The organism is Bradyrhizobium sp. Ce-3, from assembly GCF_022835695.1.
Lineage (GTDB): Bacteria > Pseudomonadota > Alphaproteobacteria > Rhizobiales > Xanthobacteraceae > Bradyrhizobium.
This window is the reverse complement of record NZ_BQUV01000010.1, coordinates 54,303-76,443: the sequence shown is the minus strand read 5'-3', so window position 1 is coordinate 76,443 and position 22,141 is coordinate 54,303. Positions and strand designations below refer to the sequence as shown.

10 protein-coding genes are annotated in these 22,141 nt (G+C 65.8%); 4 read left to right on the top strand and 6 right to left on the bottom strand.

From position 1 onward, the window contains the following. Positions 1-112 precede the first annotated feature (112 nt). The gene (locus BRSPCE3_RS29785) at positions 113-8,152 is read right to left on the bottom strand and encodes an S-layer family protein (protein ID WP_244069910.1); all 8,040 of its coding nucleotides are present in this window, start codon (positions 8,150-8,152) and stop codon (positions 113-115) included. 797 nt (positions 8,153-8,949) lie between these two features. Between BRSPCE3_RS29785 and BRSPCE3_RS29780 the strand changes: the two genes are divergently transcribed. The 3 genes from BRSPCE3_RS29780 to BRSPCE3_RS29770 all read left to right on the top strand — a co-directional run bounded on the left by BRSPCE3_RS29780 (position 8,950) and on the right by BRSPCE3_RS29770 (position 14,815). Then, the gene (locus BRSPCE3_RS29780; protein WP_244070132.1) at positions 8,950-10,221 is read left to right on the top strand and encodes an efflux RND transporter periplasmic adaptor subunit; all 1,272 of its coding nucleotides are present in this window, start codon (positions 8,950-8,952) and stop codon (positions 10,219-10,221) included. After that, on the top strand, positions 10,218-13,388 hold the full coding sequence (locus BRSPCE3_RS29775; RefSeq protein ID WP_244069909.1) for an efflux RND transporter permease subunit: 3,171 nt from the start codon (positions 10,218-10,220) through the stop codon (positions 13,386-13,388). Before BRSPCE3_RS29780 ends, BRSPCE3_RS29775 begins: the two co-directional genes overlap by 4 nt. 236 nt (positions 13,389-13,624) lie before the next feature. Then, on the top strand, positions 13,625-14,815 hold the full coding sequence (locus BRSPCE3_RS29770; RefSeq protein ID WP_244069908.1) for an ABC transporter substrate-binding protein: 1,191 nt from the start codon (positions 13,625-13,627) through the stop codon (positions 14,813-14,815). A gap of 160 nt (positions 14,816-14,975) precedes the next feature. On the opposite strand, the gene BRSPCE3_RS29765 is transcribed toward BRSPCE3_RS29770, so the two are convergent. From BRSPCE3_RS29765 to BRSPCE3_RS29745, 5 genes are all read right to left on the bottom strand, one after another. After that, entirely contained in the window at positions 14,976-15,365 is a 390-nt protein-coding gene (locus BRSPCE3_RS29765) for an MAPEG family protein (protein WP_244069907.1), read from the bottom strand. Between the two features lie 103 nt (positions 15,366-15,468). Then, positions 15,469-16,554, bottom strand: coding sequence for a lipocalin-like domain-containing protein (locus BRSPCE3_RS29760; protein WP_244069906.1), 1,086 nt, complete (start codon positions 16,552-16,554; stop codon positions 15,469-15,471). Beyond that, complete coding sequence (locus tag BRSPCE3_RS29755) at positions 16,544-19,003, bottom strand: ABC transporter permease (RefSeq protein WP_244069905.1); 2,460 nt, start codon at positions 19,001-19,003, stop codon at positions 16,544-16,546. Before BRSPCE3_RS29755 ends, BRSPCE3_RS29760 begins: the two co-directional genes overlap by 11 nt. Next, positions 19,000-19,653: an ABC transporter ATP-binding protein gene (locus BRSPCE3_RS29750; protein WP_244069904.1), complete on the bottom strand. Its 654-nt coding sequence runs from the start codon at positions 19,651-19,653 to the stop codon at positions 19,000-19,002. The genes BRSPCE3_RS29755 and BRSPCE3_RS29750 overlap by 4 nt, the downstream gene beginning before the upstream one ends. A 40-nt stretch (positions 19,654-19,693) precedes the next feature. Beyond that, complete coding sequence (locus BRSPCE3_RS29745; RefSeq protein ID WP_244069903.1) at positions 19,694-20,452, bottom strand: class I SAM-dependent methyltransferase; 759 nt, start codon at positions 20,450-20,452, stop codon at positions 19,694-19,696. Between the two features lie 237 nt (positions 20,453-20,689). Here BRSPCE3_RS29745 and BRSPCE3_RS29740 point away from each other — a divergent pair, with 237 nt between their 5' ends. Then, positions 20,690-22,018 carry an MFS transporter gene (locus tag BRSPCE3_RS29740; RefSeq protein WP_244069902.1) on the top strand — a complete coding sequence of 443 codons (1,329 nt, stop codon included), beginning with the start codon at positions 20,690-20,692 and terminating at the stop codon, positions 22,016-22,018. Positions 22,019-22,141: the final 123 nt, after the last annotated feature.

Below are 22,141 nucleotides of genomic sequence, written 5' to 3'. Positions count from 1 at the left end.
TGCTGCCCGACGATCGGAGCTTTTCGCTCCGGGCAATTCGGATTCGATCGTCCTGAATAAACAACGCCTGCCGCAGCGATCCGGCAGGCGCTGCGGTTGATGCGGTGCCCGATCAGACGATCAGGTCATGATGCACCTGGGTGTGGGCGTGATTGTCGGTCGGCGTGCCGCCCATCGCAGCGAACACGGCCTCGTGGCCGGTCCACCACGGGGCTGCTGCATTGGAAACGCCGCTGAACAGATCGGACAGGGTCTGGGTGTTCGCGGCCAGGTCCACATGGCTTGTGTTGGTCTGCGACGGCGACTGGGTGAACGACGAGAAGTTGAAGCCGTCGCGGCTGGTCAGCTCGACCTGCGAAGACGTCGTGCCCTGCGTCGGCATGACGTGTGGTGCGGCTGTGCTGGCATCAGCAGCACTTGGCAGCCGGCGCTCGCCATCGGCCAGGTTGATGTACATCAGGTCGCCGGAGTGGCTCGGCGTCGTGTCGTCCGCCAGGCCGACGACGTGACCGAGTTCGTGCGCCACCGCGGTCAGAAGGTCGAGATGTCCGGCTGCCACACTGGTCGGGTCAGCGAACAGGTCGGTCGCGGTCGCGGCATGGGCAAACTCGAAATTGTCCGACGGTGTCGGGTCGACGAACCAGCCGTGTCCGGCGGCGCTGGCATCGATCGTGACATGGCCGTTCGATTCCGCGCTAATGACGTTGCCGCCGAGGCTGGCGATGCTGAACGTGACCGCCTTCATGGTGGCGAGCTGGCTTGCCGTCGCACCAGCCGAGGCCCATTGTGCAATCGCCGCGGAGATGACGGAATTCAGTTCGGTCTGAGTGAGGTGGGTCTCGCCCGCCGTCGGCGAGGTCGCTTCGACGCCGCCTGAGACGGCCACCATGAACTGAGCGCCGCCGAAATAGCCGCCGCCTGCGGATTGCCCGGGGTCACCGATGGCCTGTGTGCCAACTGCCCCGTTTCCGGTTCCGGTCACCGTGTTGTCGCTCGCCACGTAGCTCGCAACCGCACCGAAATTATACGGCGTGCCGGAATAGTTGGGACTGCCGATCAAGCCGGTTTTCGAAACGCCCTCCTGCTCGAGGAAGATGCCGGCGACCAAAGCGAGGCCCGTGTTGCCACCGAGATCGACAGTGTTCTTCAGCGCGCCGGCGCCGCCGATCGTGGCGTCCAGCAGGTTGTTGTCGCCGCCGGCTCCGGTCGCTGAGCCGTTCTGCACGTAGATGCCGGCAAATCCGTTCGCCGAATCCAGGGTATCGATCGTGTTGCCCTGGATCACCACGGTCATTGCTCCGCCGGCGCCGTTATGGTTCAGCGTATAGATGCCGCCGACGGCGCCGGAGATATGGTTGTTGGTGATGGTCGTGCTCGACGTGCCCGCGCCGTCCTGGAAGACGTTGATGCCGATGCCTTGAGTCGAGCCGCTGCCGGCCACGCCCTGGGTGCCGATCGTATTGCCGTCGATCGTGCCAGTGAAGTGCGCGTCCGTGCCGGTGCCTTTCGTGACTGCGAGAGCGGCGCCGTGAGCGCCCTTGATGATGTTGTTCGCGATGTCGTAGGTCAGCGTGATATTGTTGGTTGGGCCGCCGCCGCCGATCGTGATGCCGCCGCCGCCGCTGACGATGTTCTGGTTGGTGTTGCTGAAATTATTGCCCGTCATGGCCAGGTCGGACGACACTGTGCCGAGCAGATTGAGCTGGAACATGTCGCCACGCGCGGAGGTGACGGTCGAGTTCTGGATCGTGGCGTTGAACGTGCCGCCGGTGGCCTCGAAGCCGATCGCGTCGTTGGACGCGTTGCCGGCCGCGGAGTTGGTCGCGAAGGTCGAGCCGGTCACGGTAATACGGTTCAGCGTTTGGCCGCCGTCGTTGTACACGTGCAGGGCATCATAGGCTGCGCCGGTGAGGGTCGAGTTCGTGATCGACGCCGATCCGGACAGGCCGGTGAAATAGACGTCGCCCTCACCGATACCGCCAACGCTGGTGCCGTTGGTGCCGGTCACCGTGGTGTTGCCGAGGGCAAAGCCGGTGACGCTGGTGCCGACGATGCCGTAGTTCTGGAAGTCGTGCATCGTCACATAGGAGATCTGAACGTCCTTGGTGTTGTTCAGATAGATGCCGCTGCCCTGCGTGGTGCTGCCGTCGGCGCCGCTCTTGTTGGCGATGGAGCCGCCGCTGCCCGCCGTCGAGCCGTCTCCGGTGATATGCAGGCCGCCATTGCCGGCCGCGGTGCCGGTGTTCGACAGGATGATGCCGTTGCTGGACCCGCCGCTCGAGGTGATGCTCTTGAGGATGAGGTTGGACGACCCGATCTGGGTGTTCTCGACATCCAGCGCGGTGCCGGTCCCTGACGTGATGGAGTTGGCGCTGCCGGTCAGCGTGATGGAGCCGCCATGGGTGAAGCTCATGCCGGTGCCGCTGGCGGTCTTGATCGTGAGGTCGGACATCGTGACGGTGCCGACATTGTTGCCGTCGTCGCTGATGCCCATGCCGGTCGAGGCCGAGGTATCGATGCTGACGCCGCTGATGGTGTGGCCCGACGTGCCGAGCAGGTCGATGCCGTTGTCGGCGCCGGTGACATGGATGACCGGATCGGTGCCGCTCGCGGTGTTCGCCGTCACCAAGGCGCCGGTCACGGGATTGGTGAACGTCAAGGCGTGACTGCCGCCGACCAGATTGACGCCGTTGGCGAGGTTGATGCCGTTGGCTTCGGTGTAGGTGCCGGACCTCAGCACGACGTAATCGCCGCTCCCTGCCGGGTTCGCCGCGTTGAAGGCGGCGATCGAGGTGTACGGGTCGGCCGCGGTGCCGAGATTGTGGCTGTTGGCCAGCGCCGTTGGCGAGTTGTCGATGTAGAACACCTGCGGGACGACGCCGACATGGAAGGTCTGGTTACCCGACGAGAGCGGGCCGCCGGTGCCGGTGTGGCCGTTGTCGCTGACGTTCAGCGTAACGGTATCCGAGCCGGCGAAGCCGTCGTCGCTGTTGTAGGTCAACGTCGCCAGCGCCGTGTTGACCTGCGCGGCCGTTCCCGTGAGCGTGACGGTGTGGGTGTTGTTGTTGGTGAAGCCCGAGAGCCCGTTGGTATCGAAGCTCAGCGCCGCATGAGCTGAGCTGATCGTGGCTGTGACGGTGCCGGGGTCGGAATCGACGTCGGCGACGGACAGGCCGGAGATCGCAAGATTGGTATGCGAGAAGGCAGTGCCGATCGTATTGTCCGCCGGTACCGTTGCAGTCGGCGCATCGTCCACCGCGGTCACGGTTCCCGTCGTCGACGCCGTCCCGGTGTTGTTGCCGCCGTTCGCGGTGCCGCCGTCATCGTGCACGGTTAGCGTATAGGACCGCGCGGTCGTGTCGGGGTTCTCGCTGGTGTTGTTGAACTGGATCAGGTCGAGCGCCGCGTTGTAATGCGCCAGCGTGTCGGTGCCGGTGAAGCTGATGGTTTCGGTGCCGGCCGTGCTGGTGATGTCGAAGTGGATGCCGCCGATGTCGCCGCTGCTGCCGGCGTGTCCCGCGATCGAGAGCGCGTCCGACGGCTTCAGATCGTTCAGCACGAAGGTCGCATCGGTCAGGTTGTTGCCTTCGGCGTCCGTGATCGCCAGGTTCGGCGTGATCGTGACCGGTGTCGAGTTCGCCGCCGGCGTGCCGTTCGGCGGCTCGGTGAATCCGGTGATGGCGCCGAAAGTGATGACGGGCGCGTCATTGACCGGCGTGACGTGGATGGTCGAGGTCGAGGTGTTGCTGTTCGCCGAGCCGTCATTGACCGTGAAACTGACGGTGCGATCCGCGCTGGACGGGTTGTCGCTCGAGTTGAAATAGGTGATGGAATCGAGCGCGGCCCTGTAGTTGGCGACGCTGGAGGAGCCGGTCAGCGTCAGCACGCCGATCGCGGCGTTGTAGGATCCCGTGATGCCGTTCTGGGCGACGAAGCCCAGCACATCCTGGCCCGCGGCGAAGCCGCCGGTAATGGCAACCGTGGCGCCGACCATGTTGGCGCTGTCGACGTCGGATACGCTGACCGACGGATCGATCGCGGTCGCGACCTGGTTTTCGGTGTAGTTCAGCGTGCCGCCGGCGGTCGTCACCGGCGGATCGTTGACCGGGGTGACGTTGATGGTGTCGGTGACCGGCGTGGAGTTCGCCGCGCCGTCATTGGCAATGATCGTGACGGTGCGCGCCAGGCCCGACGGGTTGTCGCTGGTGTCGAAATAGGTCACCGAGGCGATCGCGGCCTGGTAGTTGGCGACGGAGGACGATCCCGTCAGCGTCATCGTGCCGGTCGCGGCGTCGAACACGCCGCTGATACCGTTCTGGCTGGTGAAGCCGAGAACGTCCTCGCCGCTGACGTAGTTGCCGGTGATCTGCACGGTCGCGCCGGCCAGCGTGGTGTTGTCGACGTCGGTGACCGTGACCGCCGGGTCGAGCGCGGTCGCGACCTGGTTCTCGGTGTAGTTCAGGGTGTGGCCGGCGGTGACCACGGGCGGGTCGTTGACCGGGGTGACGTTGATGGTGTCGGTGACGGGCGTGCTGTCGAGCGTGCCGTCATTGGCCGTGATCGTGACGGTGCGCGCCAGGCCGGACGGATTGTCGCTGGTGTTGTGATAGGTCACCGAGGCGAGCGCGGCCTGGTAGTTGGCGACACTGGAGGAGCCGGTCAGCGTCAGCGTACCGGTCGCGGCGTCGAACGATCCGGTGATGCCGTTCTGGGCCGTGAAGCCGAGGACGTCCTCGCCGCTGACGTAATTGCCGGTGATATGCACCGTCGCGGACGCCAGATTGGCGTCGTCGCCGTCGGTCACGGTGAGCGCCGAATCGATCGCGGTCGCGGCCTGGTTTTCCGTGTAGTTCAGGGTGTGGCCGGCGGTCACGACCGGTGCCTGGTCGACGACGACCTGGATGGTGAAGGTCTGCTGGCTGTGCAGCGTGCCGTCGGAGGAATCGACCGTGATGTCGTAGGACGGATCGGCTGCGTGGATCTTGGTGGGATCGGCAACCGTGACCTTGCCGGTGTTGGGGTCGATGGTGAAGGCGCCGCCGGAGGTGTCGCTGCCTGAAACGATGGAATAGGTCACCCCAGGTCCGTTCACGTCGGTCGAGGACGCCGTCAGGTTGACATAGCTGCCCACCGGGGCACCGACCGCGACCCGGTTGACGCCGCCGTCGCTATCGACCGGCGTCGACGGTGCGACATCAGTGACATCGATGGTGAAGGTCTGCGAACTCGCGAGCGTGCCGTCGCTGGCTTGCGCGGTGACGGTGTAGGAATGGGTCGGGCCGCTGGTTTCGTAATCGATCTTGGTCGGATCGGAGACGGTGATGACGCCGGTCGTCGCGTCGATGGTAAAGCCGCCGCCGGAGGTGTCGCCGATCAGCGAATAGGTCACGGCCGGGCCGTTGACGTCGGTCGACGACGCGGTGATGCCGACGGTCGAGCCGGCGGCCGCGCCTTCGGCGATCGTATTGGTGGCGGCGTTGGCATCGACCGGGGTCGAGGGCGCGGCGTCGTCGACGTTGATGGTGAAGGTCTGCGCGCTCGTCAGTGTGCCGTCGCTGGCTTGCGCGGTCACCGTGTAGGTATGGGTCGGGCCGCTGCTCTCGTAGTCGAGCTTGGTGGGATCCGCGACGGTGATGACGCCGGTCGTCGCGTTGATGGTGAAGCCGCCGCCGGAGGTGTCGCCGATCAGCGAATAGGTGACGGCGGGACCATTGACGTCGGTTGCGTGCGCGGTGACGCCGACCGTCGAGCCGGCGGCGGCGCCTTCGACGACGTGGTTGGCGGTGGCGTCGCTGTCGACCGGGATCGATGGCGCGACGTCGCTGACGGCGATGGTGAATGTCTGTGAACTCGTCAGCGTGCCGTCGCTGGCCGTCGCGGTGACGGTGTAGCTGCCGCCCGAGCTTTCGAAATCGATCTTGGTGGGATCGGCGACGGTGATGACGCCCGTGGCGGCATTGATGGTAAAGCCGCCGCCGGAAGTGTCGCCGGTCAGCGAATAAGTCACGGCCGGGCCGTTGATGTCGATCGCCGACGCGGTGATGCCGACGGTGCTGCCAGCCGCTGCGCCCTCGACGACGGTGTTGGCGGCGCCGTCGCTGTCGACCGGGGTCGTCGGCGCGACATCGTTGACCGCGATGGTGAAGGTTTGCGAGCTCGCGAGCGTGCCGTCGCTGGCTTGCGCAGTCACCGTGTAGGAATGGCTCGCGCCGCTGCTCTCGTAGTCGATCTTGGTGGGATCGGAGACAGTGATGACGCCTGTCGTCGCGTCGATGGTAAAGCCGCCGCCGGAGGTGTCGCCGATCAGCGAATAGGTCACCGGCGGACCGTTGACGTCGGTCGACGACGCGGTGACACCGACGGTGGTGCCGGCGGCGGCGCCTTCGGCGACCGAATTGGCGGCCGAATCGCTGTCGACCGGGGTGGACGGGGGAGCTTCGTTGACCGCGATGGTGAAGGTCTGCGAGCTGGTCAGCGTGCCGTCGCTGGCGGTCGCCGTCACGGTGTAGGCGTGGCCGGGTGCGGTGCTCTCATAGTCGATCTTGGTCGGATCGGCGACGGTGATGATGCCGGTGGTCGGATCGATGGCGAAGCCCCCGCCGGAGCTGTCGCCGGTCAGCGAATAGGTGACAGCCGGGCCGTTGACGTCGGTCGCGTGCGCGGTGACGCCGACCGCGGTGCCGATGGCCGCGCCTTCGACGACGTGGTTGGCGGTGGCATCGGTGTCGGCCGGAACGGACGGCGCGACGTCGGTGACGCCGATGGTGAAGGTCTGCGTGCTGGTCTGGGTGCCGTCGCTGGCCGCCGCGGTGATGGTGTAGGTGTGGCCCGGACCGCTGGTTTCGTAGTCGATCTTGGTGGGATCGGCGACGGTGATGACGCCGGTCGCGGCATCGATGGTGAAGCCGTGGGCGTCGCCGACCAGCGAATAGGTCACGGCGCCGCCATTGATGTCGGTCGCGTGCGCGGTGATCCCGATGGCGGTGCCGATGGCGGCGCCCTCGACGACCGAGTTGGCCGTCGCGTCGGTATCGACGGGTGCCGACGGCGGGGCGTCGGTGACGTTGATGATGAAGGTCTGCGTCGACGAGGTCGCGCCGGCGGTCGCGTGCACGGTGATGGTGTAGGCGTGGCCGGCCGCGCTCTCGTAGTCGATCTTGGTCGGATCGGCGACCGTGACGACGCCGGTGTTGGGGTCGATCTTGAAGCCGCCGCCGGAGCTGTCACCGGTCAGCGAGTAGGTGGTTGCGGGACCGTTCGGATCAGCCGCGGATGCGGTGATGCCGACCAGCGTGTTGGCGGCGGCGCCTTCGACGACGCTGTTGGCGGCGGAATTGACGTCGACTGGCGTGGAGACCGGAAGGTCATTGACGTTGATCGTGAAGCTCTGCGAGCTGACGCCGCCATGGCCGTCGCTGGCCTGCACGGTGATGGTATAGGCGTGGCCCGGCGCGGACTCGAAATCGATCTTGGTGGAATTGGCGACCGTGACGATGCCGGTGTTCGGATCGATCTTGAAGCCGCCGTTGGAAGAATCCGATGTCAGCGAGTAGGTGACGCCGGGGCCGTTGACGTCGGCCGACGATGCGGTGATGCCGACCAGGGTGTTGACGGCTGCGCCTTCGTTGACGGCGTTGGCGGTGGAATTGCTGTCGGTGGGTGTCGAGGGCGGCGCATTGCTGACCGCGATCACAAAGCTCTGCGACGAAACGAAGATGCCGTCGGTCGCTTGCACGTTGACGACATAGCTGCCACCGGAGCTCTCGAAATCGACCTTGGCCGGATTGGCAACCGACACCACGCCGGTGTTCGGATCGACCTTGAAGCCGCCATGCGAAGAATCTGATGTCAGCGTATAGGTGACGGGAAAGCCGAGCAGGCTGTCGCTATGCGCAGTGACGCCGACCGAAGTGTCGGCTGCGGCACCTTCAACGACCGTGTTGGCGCCGGAATTGGTGTCGCTCGGCGGTGCCAGGAAGCCCGAGACCGGCGGCCACGGCGTGCCTGGAGGGCACCCGAGATAGAGATATTGCACGCCATACGTATTTGCGAATGCCTGCGCGGCCGGATCCAGAACGATATTGCCGTTCGGATCGAGGTGAAGTTCGGGGCGCGTTAAACCACCGATTGTATAGGCAGGTATGGTCGTCATGAGCACTCCTGCGACCGGCCCGGAAAGCCGATCAATAGTTACATTTGTTGGGGACGATGACGTGTGAAGCCGTTCACACGTTGAAGTTGATCACCCGCGACCGGCGGTCGCGCCGAGTCGCCTGCAATTCGGGAAAGCCGCGATGTCCGCGGAGCCTTGAGGTCAGCAAGGTCAAATGCGCTTGCCATTTACATAGTCGCCTTCACACACTCGCGCCGCGACAAAACACAATGAATGTTCGAGAAAAATGCGGCCGGCCAACAAAATTCATGCTTTGGCAACCATGACCGTATTGGCGATGTTTCCGAGTGTCAATGTGTGTCGGCATGACAACCGTGCCATTAACCACGATTCTGCTGTGCAGCGGGAGGTAGAGCGTGCAGCCTGGCCGATCCTGCCGTCTGTTCACCGTAGGTTGCTACGCCAAAAGTCTATCTGGTGGCGGGTGTGACGAGTTTGTGAAACGAGTTCGCGCCACGATTGATTCGGAGCGCGCGTCCGTGACCTCGCGGCTCCGATAGGCCAGCCAAACTGCCCCTTTTTGTCGTCACGGTTTCGCGATCGCGTCGTAAGGCTTTCAGACTACGCAACTATTTGCTTGATCCGGCGGCCATCTTGAACAGACTGGGTGGCGGCTACATCTGTGACGTCCGCCGCCGCGGCACCGCGGTGGTCCATCCGCGCTGAATCACGGCAATTTCAATTGCGACTTTGGTAGCCCTGCTGGGTCGTCGTGCTTTCGTTGTTCTGGGGAGAAGAAATTGGGTTCGATTGACAGAGCGGAGCGTATGGCTTCGGTGACCGGTGTCGAGCGTCATTCGCTCCGCCGGCAAGGATTGGTCGGGGCGCGCTGGCTTGGCCTTGCGCCGATCGGGTTGCTGGCCGCGCTGGCGCTCGGCGGCTGCGACGACAAGAGCGCGCAATCGCAGGCCGCGCCGCCGGCGCCGCCCGTGACCGTTGCGCAGCCGGTCAAGCGCACCGTCACCGACTGGGATGAATTCACCGGCCGCTTCGAGGCGATCGAGGAGGTTCAGGTCCGCGCCCGCGTCGGCGGCTTCGTCAACAGCGTCGAGTTCAAGGATGGTGCGATCGTCCACGCCGGCGATCTGCTTTACATCATCGACCCGCGGCCGTTCGAGGCGGTGGTGCTGCAGGCCGAAGGCCAGCTCGCCGACGCGCGCGCCAAGGGGGAGCTTGCCAAGCGCGATCTCGAACGCGGGCTGAACCTGGTGCAGACCAGCGCGGTCTCGGAGCAGGTCGTCGACCAGCGCCGTCAGGCATTGCAGGCAGCGCGCGCCGCCGAGACCCAGGCCGAGGGTTCGCTGAAGGCCGCGCAGCTCAACGTCGAATTCACCCATGTGCTGGCGCCGATCACCGGCCGCGTCAGCCGGCATCTGGTCACCCCGGGCAATCTGGTGCAGGGCAGCGAGGGTGGCGCGACGCTGTTGACCTCGATCGTGTCGCTCGATCCGATCTACATCTATTTCGACGTCGACGAGGCGACCTATCAGCGCAACAGCAAGCTGTGGTTCGAAGGCCGCCGGCCGAGCTCGCGCGACACCGCGAACCCGGTGCAGGTGACGCTGACCGGCGAGACCAAGCCCTCGCATGAAGGCAAGATGGACTTCCTCGACAACCGCCTCGATGTCTCGACCGCAACGCTGCGCAGCCGCGCGGTGATCCCGAACAAGGATCTATCGATCCTGCCCGGCCAGTTCGGCCGCGTCCGCCTGATCGGCTCATCGCCCTATGAGGCGCTGCTGATCCCGGATACCGCTGTGGCCACCGACCAGTCGCGCAAGATCGTGTTCGTGGTCAAGGACGACAACACGGTGGAAGCCCGTGCGGTCACGCTCGGGCCGCTGGACGAGGGCCTGCGCGTGATCCGCGAAGGCCTCAAGCCGGAGGATCACGTGATCGTCGACGGGCTGCAACGCGCCCGCGTCGGCGCCAAGGTGACGCCGAAAATGGCGCAGGCTCCGGCCGATGCCAAGCCAGCGGCCGACGCAAAGCCCGCGGCAGGCGACAAGCCCGCAGCGGACAAGCCGGCGGCAGGTGCGAAGCCATGAATCTCGGAAGGCTTTCCATCAATCAGCCCATCCTCGCGATGGTGCTGTCGATCGTGCTGCTGATCGTCGGCGCGATCGCCTATCCGACGCTGCCGGTCTCGGAATATCCGCAAGTCGTGCCGCCGACCGTCGTCGTCACCACACAGTATCCGGGCGCCTCGGCGCAGACCGTCTCCGACACCGTCGCGGCGCCGATCGAGCAGGAGATCAACGGCGTCGAGGACATGCTGTATCTGTACAGCCAGGCGACCTCGAACGGCCAGCTCACCATCACCGCGACCTTCAAGCTCGGCACCGATCTCGACAAGGCCCAGGTGCTGGTGCAGAACCGCGTCGCGATCGCGCAGCCGCGGCTGCCCGAGGAGGTGCAGCGCAACGGCGTCACCACGCGGAAGAACTCGCCCGACATCCTGATGGTCGTGTTCATGCTGTCGCCCGACGACACGTTCGACCAGCTCTACATCTCGAACTATGCACTGCTGCAGGTTCGCGACCAGCTGCTGCGGCTCGACGGCGTCGGCGACATCCAGATGTTCGGCGCACGCGATTACTCGATGCGGCTGTGGCTCGATCCCGACCGGATCGCCAATCTCGGCCTGACGTCGACCGAGGTACTCGCGGCAATCCGGGCGCAGAATTTGCAGATCGCGGGCGGCCAGATCGCCGAGCCGCCGATCGCCGATCGCGCGTTCCAGCCCAATCTCGTGTTCACCGGCCGCCTCAAGGACATCAGGCAGTTCGAGGACATCGTGGTGAAGGCCGGCTCCGATGGCCGTACCGTACGGCTGCGCGACGTCGCCCGCGTCGAGCTCGGCGCGCTGTCCTACGCCACCAACAGCTTCCTGCTGCGCAAGTCGGCGGTGGCGCTGCTGGTGACGCAACGGCCGGGATCGAACGCGCTCGCCACCGCCAAGGGCATCACCGACACGATGGAGCGGATGAAGGCGGGTTTCCCGAAGGGGCTCGACTACAATATCGGCTACAACCCGACCGAATTCATCGCCCAGTCGGTGCATGAGCTGATCAAGACCATCTACGAGGCGATGGCGCTCGTCGTCATCGTGGTGCTGGTGTTCCTGCAGGGCTGGCGGCCTGCGATCATCCCGATCATCGCGATCCCGGTGTCGCTGGTCGGCACTTTCGCGGTGATGGCCGCGCTCGGCTTCTCGATCAACAATCTGACGCTGTTCGGCCTCGTGCTCGCGGTCGGTATCGTGGTCGACGACGCCATCGTGGTGGTCGAGAATGTCGAACGCCATCTCGAGCACGGCATGTCGAGGCGCGAAGCGGCGCTCAAGACCATGGAGGAGGTCGGCGGCGCGCTGGTCTCGATCGCGCTGGTGCTGTGCGCGGTGTTCGTGCCGACCGCGTTCCTCGGCGGCATCTCCGGCCAGTTCTTCCAGCAATTCGCGGTGACGATCGCGGTCGCGACCGCGATCTCATGCTTCTGCTCGCTGACGCTGTCGCCGGCGCTGGCCTCGCAGATCCTGGTCCCGCACGAGGAAAAGCGGCCGCCGGCGCGCTGGAACATCATCGCCCGCGGCTGGGACAGCTTCACCGCGCTGTTCAACCGCGTGTTCGACCGGCTGGCCCATGGTTATGCCGGTGTCGCCGACTTCGTGATCCGGCACACGGTGGTGATGGTCGCGATCTACCTCGTGTTGATCGGCAGCGCCGGCTGGCTGCTCGCGACGACGTCGCAGGGCTTCATCCCGGCGCAGGACCGCGGCTACGTCATCATCTCGGCGCAGCTGCCCGGCGCCGCGTCGCTGGCGCGGACCACGGCGGTGGTGCGCGAGATCGAGCGGATTGCGCTGGACACGCCGGGCATCGTGCGCGTCGCGGCGTTTGCCGGATTCTCCGGCGCAACGCGCACCCAGGCCGGTAACGCCGCGGCGCTATTCCCGGTATTCGACGAGCCGGAGGCGCGGCTGAAGAAGGGGCTGACGGCGACCGCGATCACGGCCGACCTGCGCAAGCGCTTGTCGGCGATCCAGGGCGCTTTCATCATCGTGATTCCGCCGCCGGCGGTGCCCGGTATCGGCACCGGTGGTGGGTTCACCATCCGCGTCCAGGATCGCCAGGGCCGCGGGCCCGAACTGCTGGCGTCCGCGACCGACGAGCTGGTGCAGGCCGCGCGCAAATCGCCGAGCCTGACATCGGTGTTCTCGCCTTATTCGGCGAACACGCCGCAGCTGTTCGTCGATATCGATCGCGTCAAGGCGCAGAAGCTCGGCGTTCCCATCGCCAACATCACCGACACGATCGAGACCTATTTCGGCTCGACCTATGTCAACGACTTCAACCTGTTCGGTCGCACCTACCACGTCACCGCGCAGGCCGATCTGCCGTTCCGCAAGGAGACCACCGATCTTTCGCGGCTGCGGACCCGCAACGCCAGTGGCGACATGGTGATGCTCGGCAGCATCGTCGACTTCAAGGACATTTCGGGCCCCGACCGTGTCGCGCGCTACAATCTCTACTCGGCGTCCGAATTGCAGGGCGAGCCGGCGCCGGGCGTCAGCTCGACGACAGCGCTCAACACCATCAAGAAGATCGCCGACGAAACCCTGCCCAGCGGCTTCTCGTTCGAATGGACCGATTTGTCCTACCAGCAGGTCAACGGTGCCAATGCCGGCCTCTACGTGTTCCCGATCTGCGTGCTGTTCGTCTATCTGGTGCTGGCCGCGCAATATGGCAGCTGGACATTGCCGTTCGCGGTGATCCTGATCGTGCCGATGTGCCTGTTCGCGGCCACGATCGGCGTGCGCATCATGGGCCAGGACGTCAACATCCTGACCCAGATCGGCTTCGTGGTGCTGGTGGGGCTCGCCGCCAAGAACGCGATCCTGATCGTCGAGTTCGCGCGCGATATCGAGCTCGAGGGCAGGCCGCGGCTGGAAGCGGTGATCGAGGCGTGTCGTCTGCGCCTGCGGCCGATCCTGATGACCTCGTTCGCCTTCATCCTCGGCGTGCTGCCGCTGGTGGTATCGACCGGCTCGGGTTCCGAGATGCGCCAGGCGGTCGGCGTCGCCGTGTTCTTCGGCATGCTCGGCGTCACGCTGTTCGGCCTGGTCTTCACGCCGATCTTCTACATGGTGGTGCGCAACCTCGCGGAAGGAAAGAACGAGGGCAAGCCGAAGGAACCCGCGGCTGTGGCGGGGTGAGCATTGACCTCTCCCCGTCATTCCGGGGCGTCGCGAAGCGGCGAGCCCGGAATCCATTTTTCCACCTGGGCTGCGACCTAATGGATTCCGGGCTCGCGCTGCGCGCGCCCGGAATGACGGGGATGGGTGCGGCGAGCCCATACTTTTGGCTGAGCGGAAATCGATGGGCAGGCGCGGGGTTATAAAATAATGTCGCGCCGATTTTTCCTGATAGAAACTGCTGGGAGAGCATAACAATGAAGTCGGGATTTTTGGCCGCGGTCGCGGCGTGCAGCCTGATGCTTGCGGCGCCGGCGATGGCCCAGGGTGTCAAGATCGGCATCCTGAACGACCAGTCGGGCGTCTACGCGGATTACGGCGGAAAGTATTCGGTCGAAGCCGCCAGGATGGCGATCGAGGATTTCGGCGGCGAGGTGCTCGGCCAGAAGATCGAGATGACCACCGCCGACCACCAGAACAAGCCCGATCTCGCGACCTCGATCGCGCGGCGCTGGTATGACGCCGACGGCGTCGACATGATCACCGAGCTGACGACCTCGTCGGTGGCGCTCGCGGTGCAGGAACTGTCGAAGGAAAAGAAGAAGATCGACATCGTGGTCGGCGCCGCGACCTCGGCGATCACGGGCGCGGCCTGCACGCCCTACGGCTTCCACTGGGCGTTCGATACCCATGCGCTCGCGGTCGGCACCGGTGGCGCGCTGGTGAAGGCGGGCGGCGACAGCTGGTTCTTCCTCACCGCCGACTATGCGTTCGGCTACGCGCTGGAAAAGGACACCAGCGAGATCGTCACCGCCGCCGGCGGCAAGGTCTTGGGTTCGGTGCGCGTGCCGCTGAACTCGTCGGACTTCTCCTCCTTCCTCCTGCAGGCGCAGAGCTCGAAGGCGAAGGTGATCGGCCTCGCCAATGCCGGTCAGGACACCACCAACTCGATCAAGCAGGCTGCCGAGTTCGGCATCGTCAGGGGCGGCCAGAAGCTCGCCGGCCTGCTGATGACGCTCGCCGAGGTCAACGGCCTCGGCCTCGACGCCGCGCAGGGCCTGGTGCTGACCGAAGGCTTCTACTGGGATCACGACGACAAGAGCCGCGCTTTCTCCGAGCGCTTCTTCAAGCGCACCGGGCGGATGCCGAGCATGATCCACGCCGGCACCTATTCGGCGACGCTGAGCTATCTCAAGGCGGTCAAAGCCGCCGGCACCAAGGATTCCGATGCGGTCGCCAAGAAGCTGAAGGAGCTGCCGGTCGACGACGCCTTCGCCCAGGGCAAGGTGCAGGAGAACGGCCGCATGGTCCACGACATGTATCTGTTCGAGGTCAAGAAGCCCTCGGAATCGAAGAAGCCGTGGGACTATTACAAGCAGCTCGCCGTGGTGCCCGGCGACCAGGCCTTCCCGCGGGCCAAGGACTCGGGCTGCCCGCTGACCAAGTGACGGGTATATCCAACGGTGGTGTCGTCCCGGCGCAGGCCGGGACCCATAACCACCGATGGATGTTGTTTCGGCAAGCTGGGGCCGTTAGTCCCGTCAACAATCTCTCCCTGTGGTTATGGTCCCGGCCTGCGCCGGGACGACAGCGGAGTATGTGGCGGCTTCAATGCACCAGCCGCCACACCGCGCCGCCGAGCGCGCCGACCCATAGAATGATCGCGGCCATCGCCTGGATGCCAAATCCGCGGCTGCGCTTCGCCACCGCCTCGCGGTAACCGATGAAGTAGACGATCCGGCCGATCACCCAGAGCGCGCCGACCGCAGCGGCCGCGGCATCGCCGATATAGATCGCAAACAGCCAGAGCGACGGCAGGAAGATCGGCATCCATTCCAGCGTGTTCATCTGGATGCGGAAGATGCGCTCGAAATCCGGATGGCCCGAGATCGCCGGCAGCTTGACGCCGTAGGCGGCGCGGGCGCGCGCGACCTGCGTCGTGGTGAAGAAATAGAACGCGACCGCAAGGCAGGTCACGATGGCCGTGTAGTGGTACATGTCAGGCGTGTCCTCATTATATTGGCCCCCGATGTCATGACGTGGCGGCGTCGACCGCTGTGACAGGTGGGGCGATTTTGGGCGACGCCGATCTCTGTCGGCTTCAGTACCCGGTCATCTCAAGATAGCCGATTCCGGCGTGGGTGCCGGAAAAGCGGATCGGACCTTCCCAATAGGGGAAGCTGGTTCCCATCCAGGCCTTTGGATTGAGCGGGGCGGTTTCGATGGCAAGGCCGCGCGCGGGCAGGCTGACGCGCCATGACGTCGGCAGCTTGCGGTCGCCGATCTCGGTGCTCGCGATCGGCGTGATGCTGTTGCCGCTCGCGGCGATCTCGGCCGAGCGGCCGTCCGGCGTGATCCAGTTGCCGAACAGGTTCTCGCGGCCGTCCTTCTGGCGCAGCCGGTACAGCATCAGCTTTTCGTCGCCGGGCAAATGCAGCGAGAACCAGTCCCAGCCGGTCTGGTCCGCCGCCAGCGGCTGGCTGCTCCATTCGCGATCCATCCAGGCCATGCCGGTGACGTCGACCGGCCTGTCGTCGATCACGACGCGCCCGGACGCCTTGTAGAACGGTTGGCTGTAGTAGTAGGAGGCCTGTCCGCGATCCGATTTGCGGCTATAGCCGTGGTCGCCCTGCAGCACCAGCGGATGGTCGGCGTCGAGACGGAGTGCGGTGCTGAAGTCGACAGCCGAGGCCTTCAGCTCGAGCGGCGCGATGCGTTGCGCATCGAGTGGGTCGATCCCGCGTATCTCCCAGGCATCGATCCAGGCGTGAAACGGCGCGGCCTCGACACCGGCCTGCCCGACGCCGCCGCGCGCAAACGTCTCGCTGAAGCGATGCGTGGTGGCGCTGGTGACAGCGGCATGGCCCATCCAGAGCTGCTGGTTGGCCCAGCCCTCGGCCGGCCCACCCGGCTTTATCGCCTGGCGGAACAGCGTCCATTGCGCGCCATAGGCCGCGCCGCTCGCGTCGGACAGGTTTGCCGTCACGTACCACCACTCGATCCGGAACTCCGGATGCGGGCCGTGATCGGCGGGAAATGCGAACTGCTTGCCCGGCGTGACCGCGGCAAAGCCTTCGGCATTCTCGCCGAGCCCGGCAAAGCCCTGCGCAAGACTCTTGCCGCCGAGCGCGAGTGCCAGCGCGCCGCCGGCAAAGGCGCGACGGGTGAGCGTGCCGCTAGCGCTCATTGACGAAGGTCCGGATCAAGGTGGCCGGCTGCATGCGCGCCAGTCTAGCCACCGGCAGCGCCGCCGCACAGAGCGCCGCCGCCATCGCCACCGCGACCAGCTCGATCAGCTGCAGCGGGAAGATCTGGAACGGCAGCCGCCAGCCGAAGGCTTTGACGTTGACGATCGCAAGCAGGCACCACGCGACCAGCAAGCCGAGCGGCAGTGCGAACAGCGCGGTGATCAACGCGACCGCCATGGTCTTCAGCAGCTCGAGCGCCGCGAGCCGCCGCCGCGTCAGCCCGATCGCCCACAGCGGTGCCAGCTGCGGCAGCCGCGAATTGGCCAGCGTCAGCAGGCTGGTCAACAGCGCGATGCCGGCGACGCCGAGCGTGAAGGCGTTGAGCGCCGCGGTGACCGAGAAGGTGCGGTTGAACACCCGCCTCGATTCCCGCTTCATCGTCGCCTGGTCGGCGATATTGCGGTCGTCGAGGCCGAATTTCGCCTGCAACGCCGTGATCAGCGGTGCGATGTGATCGGGCGCGACGCGCAGCCCGAGCCGGGTCTGCGGTGTCTGCGGGAAGCGCCGCGTCAGCGCGGCGAAATTGACCGCGATCTGGCCCTTGGGATTGCCGTAATCGGCATAGATGCCGACGATCTCGAGCGGCCAGCTGCCGCCGGGCGCGGGCACCTCGATATGATCGCCGATCGCGAGCTTCATCCGCCGCGACAGTTGTTCGCTGACGAGACAGGTGTCGCCTGGACGCAAGCGCACCCAGGCATTCGCGGTGCTCTCGAGCAACGGCCAGTTGTCGCGATAGGTCGTGTGGTCGGGCAGGCCGAGCACCTCGATCGGCGCACCGCCGAGCTGGCTGTCGGCGCGGCCGCCGGGCAGGATCGCTTCAACTTCGGGCCGGTCGCGCAGCCAGGCCCTGATCTCCTTTGCCTGCGTATCGCTGGCGGCGCTGATATAGACGTCGGCGGCGAGACGCCCGTCGAGCCAGACCAGGAAGGTGCGGCTGAAGCTTTCCACCATGGTGCCGACGCCGACATTGACCGCGAGCGCGAGCAACAGCGCCATCAGCGCCAGCGACAGGCCCGACAGCTGCTGGCGGCTGTCGGCCCAGAACCAGATGCCGACCGGCTGACGCGCGCCGCGCTGGCCGAACGCGAGCGCGATCTGCAGCACCATCGGCAGGATCAAGGCCGCGCCGAGCATCAGTGCGGCCAGCACGGCAAAGCCCGCGATCAGGGAATCGCCGAACTGGATGAGGGCCGCTGCGACCGCGAATACCGCGAGTGCCGCGGCACTCTGGAACATCAGCCAGCGGCGCTGCGCCTGCTGCCAGGCCTGCGGCTGCGCGGTCGCCAGCACCGGCATCCGGATCGCCTTGGCAAGGCTCGCGGCGGCTGCGGCGAGCGCGCCGAGGATGCTGATCGCGATGCCGGCGAACCACCAGACCGGCTTGAGCGAAAGCTGCCCCGGGATCTGCGCGCCATAGAGCCCGCGCAGCGAGGCCGCGACATCGGGCAGCAACGCCGCCGCGATGAAATAGCCGCAGACCAGGCCGATCAGGCCGGCGACCAGTGCCAGCGACACCAGCTCGATCACCAGCACGGTGTTGAGCAGCCGCGCCGAGACGCCGCAGGCGCGCAAGGTGCGCAGCATCGGCAGCCGCTGCTCGAAGGCGAGGCCGATCGCGGAATTGACGATGAACAGGCCGACGAAGAACGACAGCAGGCCGAATGCGGTGAGGTTGAGATGGAAGCTGTCGGTCAGCCGTTCGAGGTCGCTCTCGGCGCTCGGCTCGACCAGACGGAGCTTTTCGCCTGCCACGCTTTCCAGCGTCGCATGCGGTGCCTTGGACTTGCCGACCAGCAGCCGCGACACTTGGCCGGGCATCTTCAGAATGTCCTGTGCGATGCCGATGTCGACGATCAGCGCGCCGGGCGCGAGCTCCGCCTGCGCGCGCAGCGGCGGCAGGCTGATGCCGCCCGCCTGCGGCCGCTCACCCTCCTTGAGGCCGAGATCGCGCAGCGTTTCCGGCGCCACCAGCATTTCGCCGGGCGGTGTGACGAAGGTTTGCAGGCTGCCACGCCCGACCGCCGGGGCGTTGCCGACCTCGGACGGCAGCGTCACCGGCTCGACGCCGAGCAGGCGGAAGCTGCGCCCGTCGATCTGGACACGGCCCTCCAGCATCGGCGACACCGGCCAGCCGGCGCGGCGCAGATCGACGAACAGTTTTTGTGGGAAGGTCGCGCTGTCGCGACTTACCAGCATCCCGGTGCGCGCGCCGCCGAAGGTCGCGGCGGCGCGGTCATAGGCGATGCGGGCCTGCTGGTTCAGCGCCTGCACGCCGCTCCACAGCGCGGTCGCCGAGATCAGTCCGATCAAGAGCGTGGCAAGCTGCATTGGATGTCGCCGCCAATGGCTGAGCAACACCGCGAGGATCCAAACCGGCCGCCTCATGCGACTATGCCGGCATGCAGGGTGACCTGACGGTCGAGCGTCGCGGCGAGCCGCGCGCTGTGGGTGACCATCAGGAAGCCGCAGCCGGTGCGCGCAACCAGATCGCGCGCCAGCGCCAGCACCTCGTCGGCGGTGTCCTCGTCCAGATTGCCGGTCGGCTCGTCGGCGAGCAGCAACAGCGGTTTCGGCGCCAGTGCGCGGCCGATCGCGACGCGCTGCTGCTGGCCGCCGGACAATTGCTCGGGATAGCGCTTGAGCAGGCTTTTCAATCCGAGGCGCTCGACCAGCTCGTCATGCCAGGCGGCGTCATGCCGGCCGGCGATGCGCGACTGGAACACGAGATTGTCCGCGACCGAGAGGCTTGGGATCAAATTGAACTGCTGGAACACGAGCCCGAGCCGGTCGCGGCGCAATTCGGCGCGGCCGGCATCGTTGAGCCCGGAGACGGTGACATCAGCAAGCCTGATCTCGCCGCTGTCGGCGGCATCGAGCCCTGCGATCAGATGCAGCAGCGTGCTCTTGCCGCTGCCGGACTCCCCTGATAGCGCGACGCTCTCGCCTTTCGCAACGGCAAGGTCGACGCCGCGCAACACTGCGACGTCTTCTCCGGCTGAGCGGTAACTCTTGGTCAGGCCGGTGACGCGAAGCACCGCGGCGGTCTGGTCAGGTGAAGCGATGGTCGTGCCTCGTTTAGGGCTTCTGGTATTTCAGGACGAACTCGTCGATCGGCACCGGCGCCTTGAAGACGGGAATGTCCCTGGGGTCCTCCGCATGATGCAGGAAATCGCCCTCGGCCACCAGCTTGAAGCCGGCGGCCTCGATCTCCTGCTTCAGCGTGCTCTCCTCGATCCGGTGCAGCGTCTTGGCGACGCTGGTGCCTTCGCCCGGCTTGGCCGAGTGGTCCGCGATGATCAGGTAGCCGCCCGGCTTGAGCGCGGCGAACATCTTCTTGTTCATCGCGGTGCGGTCGACCGGCAGATAGCTGATGTCGTGATAGAAGAAGAACAAGGTGATCATGTCGAGGTTGTTGACCTCGGGCGGGATCGGATCGTCATAGTCGCGCACCACGTGGACCACGTTCTTCATCGCGGGTGACTTGGCGCGGGTGTCGAACTTGTCCTTGACGAAGCGCTCGAGCACGGTCGCCGAATCCTGCGCATAGACCTTGCCTGAGGGCGCGACGGTGCGCGCCAGCAATTCGGTGCTGTAGCCGGCGCTCGCCGCCATGTCGAGAATGGTCATGCCCGGCTTGACGCCGGCAAAGGCCAGCATCTTGGCCGGCTGGCGGCGCTGGTCGACCTGGCGATCCGCGTCGCTGCGATCGGGCGCGGCGACGATCGCCGCATAGTCGGGGCTGGCAGCGTCTTCTGCGCGGACAGCCGGTGCGGCGAGCAGCGTGGCGGAGACGAGCGCAGCGCAGGCGGCCGCGCGAAGTATCGATCTGTTCATGGAATAACCCAACCTTCAATAACCTCGGCTTTTCGTTGGCCCCGAGCATAGCAGCCGGTCGATGACAGATCACCGTTTCGCGGCCGCGCCGACGCGATCGTGATCGGTCGTTACAGCCGTGCCGGGGCGGGCGACCCCCGGGAAAATGCGTTGTTGCGTTGCCCGCCGAGGCGTGGCTAGCATCGCCAATCGGGGCCGATTTTACGAAGCCAAAAACGAAACGACGGGGAGCCAGACATGACGACGCAACCGACGCCCATGGGGATGTCAGAGAGGACGTCAAAGGGGACGCCCAAAGGCGCCTGGACGATCACCTTCCTCCTGTTCCTGTTCATGGTGGTGAACTTTGCGGACAAGATCGTGGTCGGGCTTGCCGGTGTGCCGATCAGGAAGGAAATGGGGCTCACGCCTGAGCAGTTCGGCGATCTCGGCGCATCCTTCTTCTATCTTTTCTCGATCTCGGCGATCGTGGTCGGCTTCATCGTCAACCGCGTCGATACCCGCTGGGTCCTGCTGATCCTGGCTGTGATCTGGTCGCTGGCGCAATTTCCGATGATCGGCACCGTCAGCCTCACGACGCTTACGATCTGCCGCGTCATCCTTGGCGCGGGCGAGGGGCCGGCCTTCTCGGTTGCCGCGCATGCGATCTACAAGTGGTTTCCTGACGAGAAACGTACGCTGCCGACCGCGATCCTGTCGCAGGGCTCGGCGTTCGGCGTGATCCTCGCGGTGCCCGCGCTGAACTGGATCATCGTCAATCACAGCTGGCATCATGCCTTCGGCGCGCTCGGCATCGTCGGCCTGCTCTGGACCGTCGCCTGGTTCGCGTTCGGCAAGGAAGGCCCGCTGGTGTCGACGGCGGCCGTCGCTGCCGACGAGCCGCGGATTCCGTACAGGAAGCTGCTGACGTCGCGAACCTTCGTCGGTTGCGTCATCGCGACGTTCGGCGCCTATTGGGCGTTGTCGCTCGGGCTGACCTGGTTCACGTCCTTCATCATCGAGGGGCTTGGCTTCTCGCAGCAGCAGGCCGGCTTCGTCTCGATCCTGCCCTGGATCTTCGGTGCGACCATCGTGATCCTGACCGGCTGGATCTCGCAGCTGATGCTGGCGCGCGGCTTCACCACCCGCGGTGCGCGCGGCGTGCTCGGCTCGGTGCCGCTGATCGTCGGCGGCTGCATTCTCGCGACGCTGCCCTATGCCCCGCCGGGCGGGCTGATGATCGCGGCCCTGGTGATCGGCTCCGGCCTCTGCGGTTCGATCTATGTGGTGTGCCCGCCGATGCTCGGCGAGTTCACGCCGGTGTCGCAGCGCGGCGCGATCATTGCGATCTACGGCGCGCTGTACACCATCTCGGGCATCCTGGCGCCGATGGTGATGGGCAACGTGATCCAGCACGCCGCAACGCCGATAGCCGGCTACATGTCCGGCTTCACCATCAACGCCGCGATCATGGCCGGCTCCGGCGTGCTCGGGTTGCTGCTGCTGTGGCCCAATACCGAGCGCGCGCGGCTGACCGGCACGTCACAGCCCGCGGGCACGATCAAGGGCGCGATGTCGCCGACGTAAGGGCCTGCCTCTTCGACCCTCCCCTGAAGGGCGCCGCAAGGCGGGAGGGTCCGTAGCCCGGATGGAGCGAAGCGAAATCCGGGGTCGCGCTATCCGCGGATGGAATTGCCCCGGATTGCGCTT

Coding starts and splice junctions, on each gene's coding strand:
- BRSPCE3_RS29785 (WP_244069910.1), bottom strand. CDS start 8,152: ATGACGACCATACCTGCCTATACAATCGGTGGTTTAACGCGCCCCGAA.
- BRSPCE3_RS29775 (WP_244069909.1), top strand. CDS start 10,218: ATGAATCTCGGAAGGCTTTCCATCAATCAGCCCATCCTCGCGATGGTG.
- BRSPCE3_RS29770 (WP_244069908.1), top strand. CDS start 13,625: ATGAAGTCGGGATTTTTGGCCGCGGTCGCGGCGTGCAGCCTGATGCTT.
- BRSPCE3_RS29765 (WP_244069907.1), bottom strand. CDS start 15,365: ATGTACCACTACACGGCCATCGTGACCTGCCTTGCGGTCGCGTTCTAT.
- BRSPCE3_RS29760 (WP_244069906.1), bottom strand. CDS start 16,554: ATGAGCGCTAGCGGCACGCTCACCCGTCGCGCCTTTGCCGGCGGCGCG.
- BRSPCE3_RS29755 (WP_244069905.1), bottom strand. CDS start 19,003: ATGAGGCGGCCGGTTTGGATCCTCGCGGTGTTGCTCAGCCATTGGCGG.
- BRSPCE3_RS29745 (WP_244069903.1), bottom strand. CDS start 20,452: ATGAACAGATCGATACTTCGCGCGGCCGCCTGCGCTGCGCTCGTCTCC.
- BRSPCE3_RS29740 (WP_244069902.1), top strand. CDS start 20,690: ATGACGACGCAACCGACGCCCATGGGGATGTCAGAGAGGACGTCAAAG.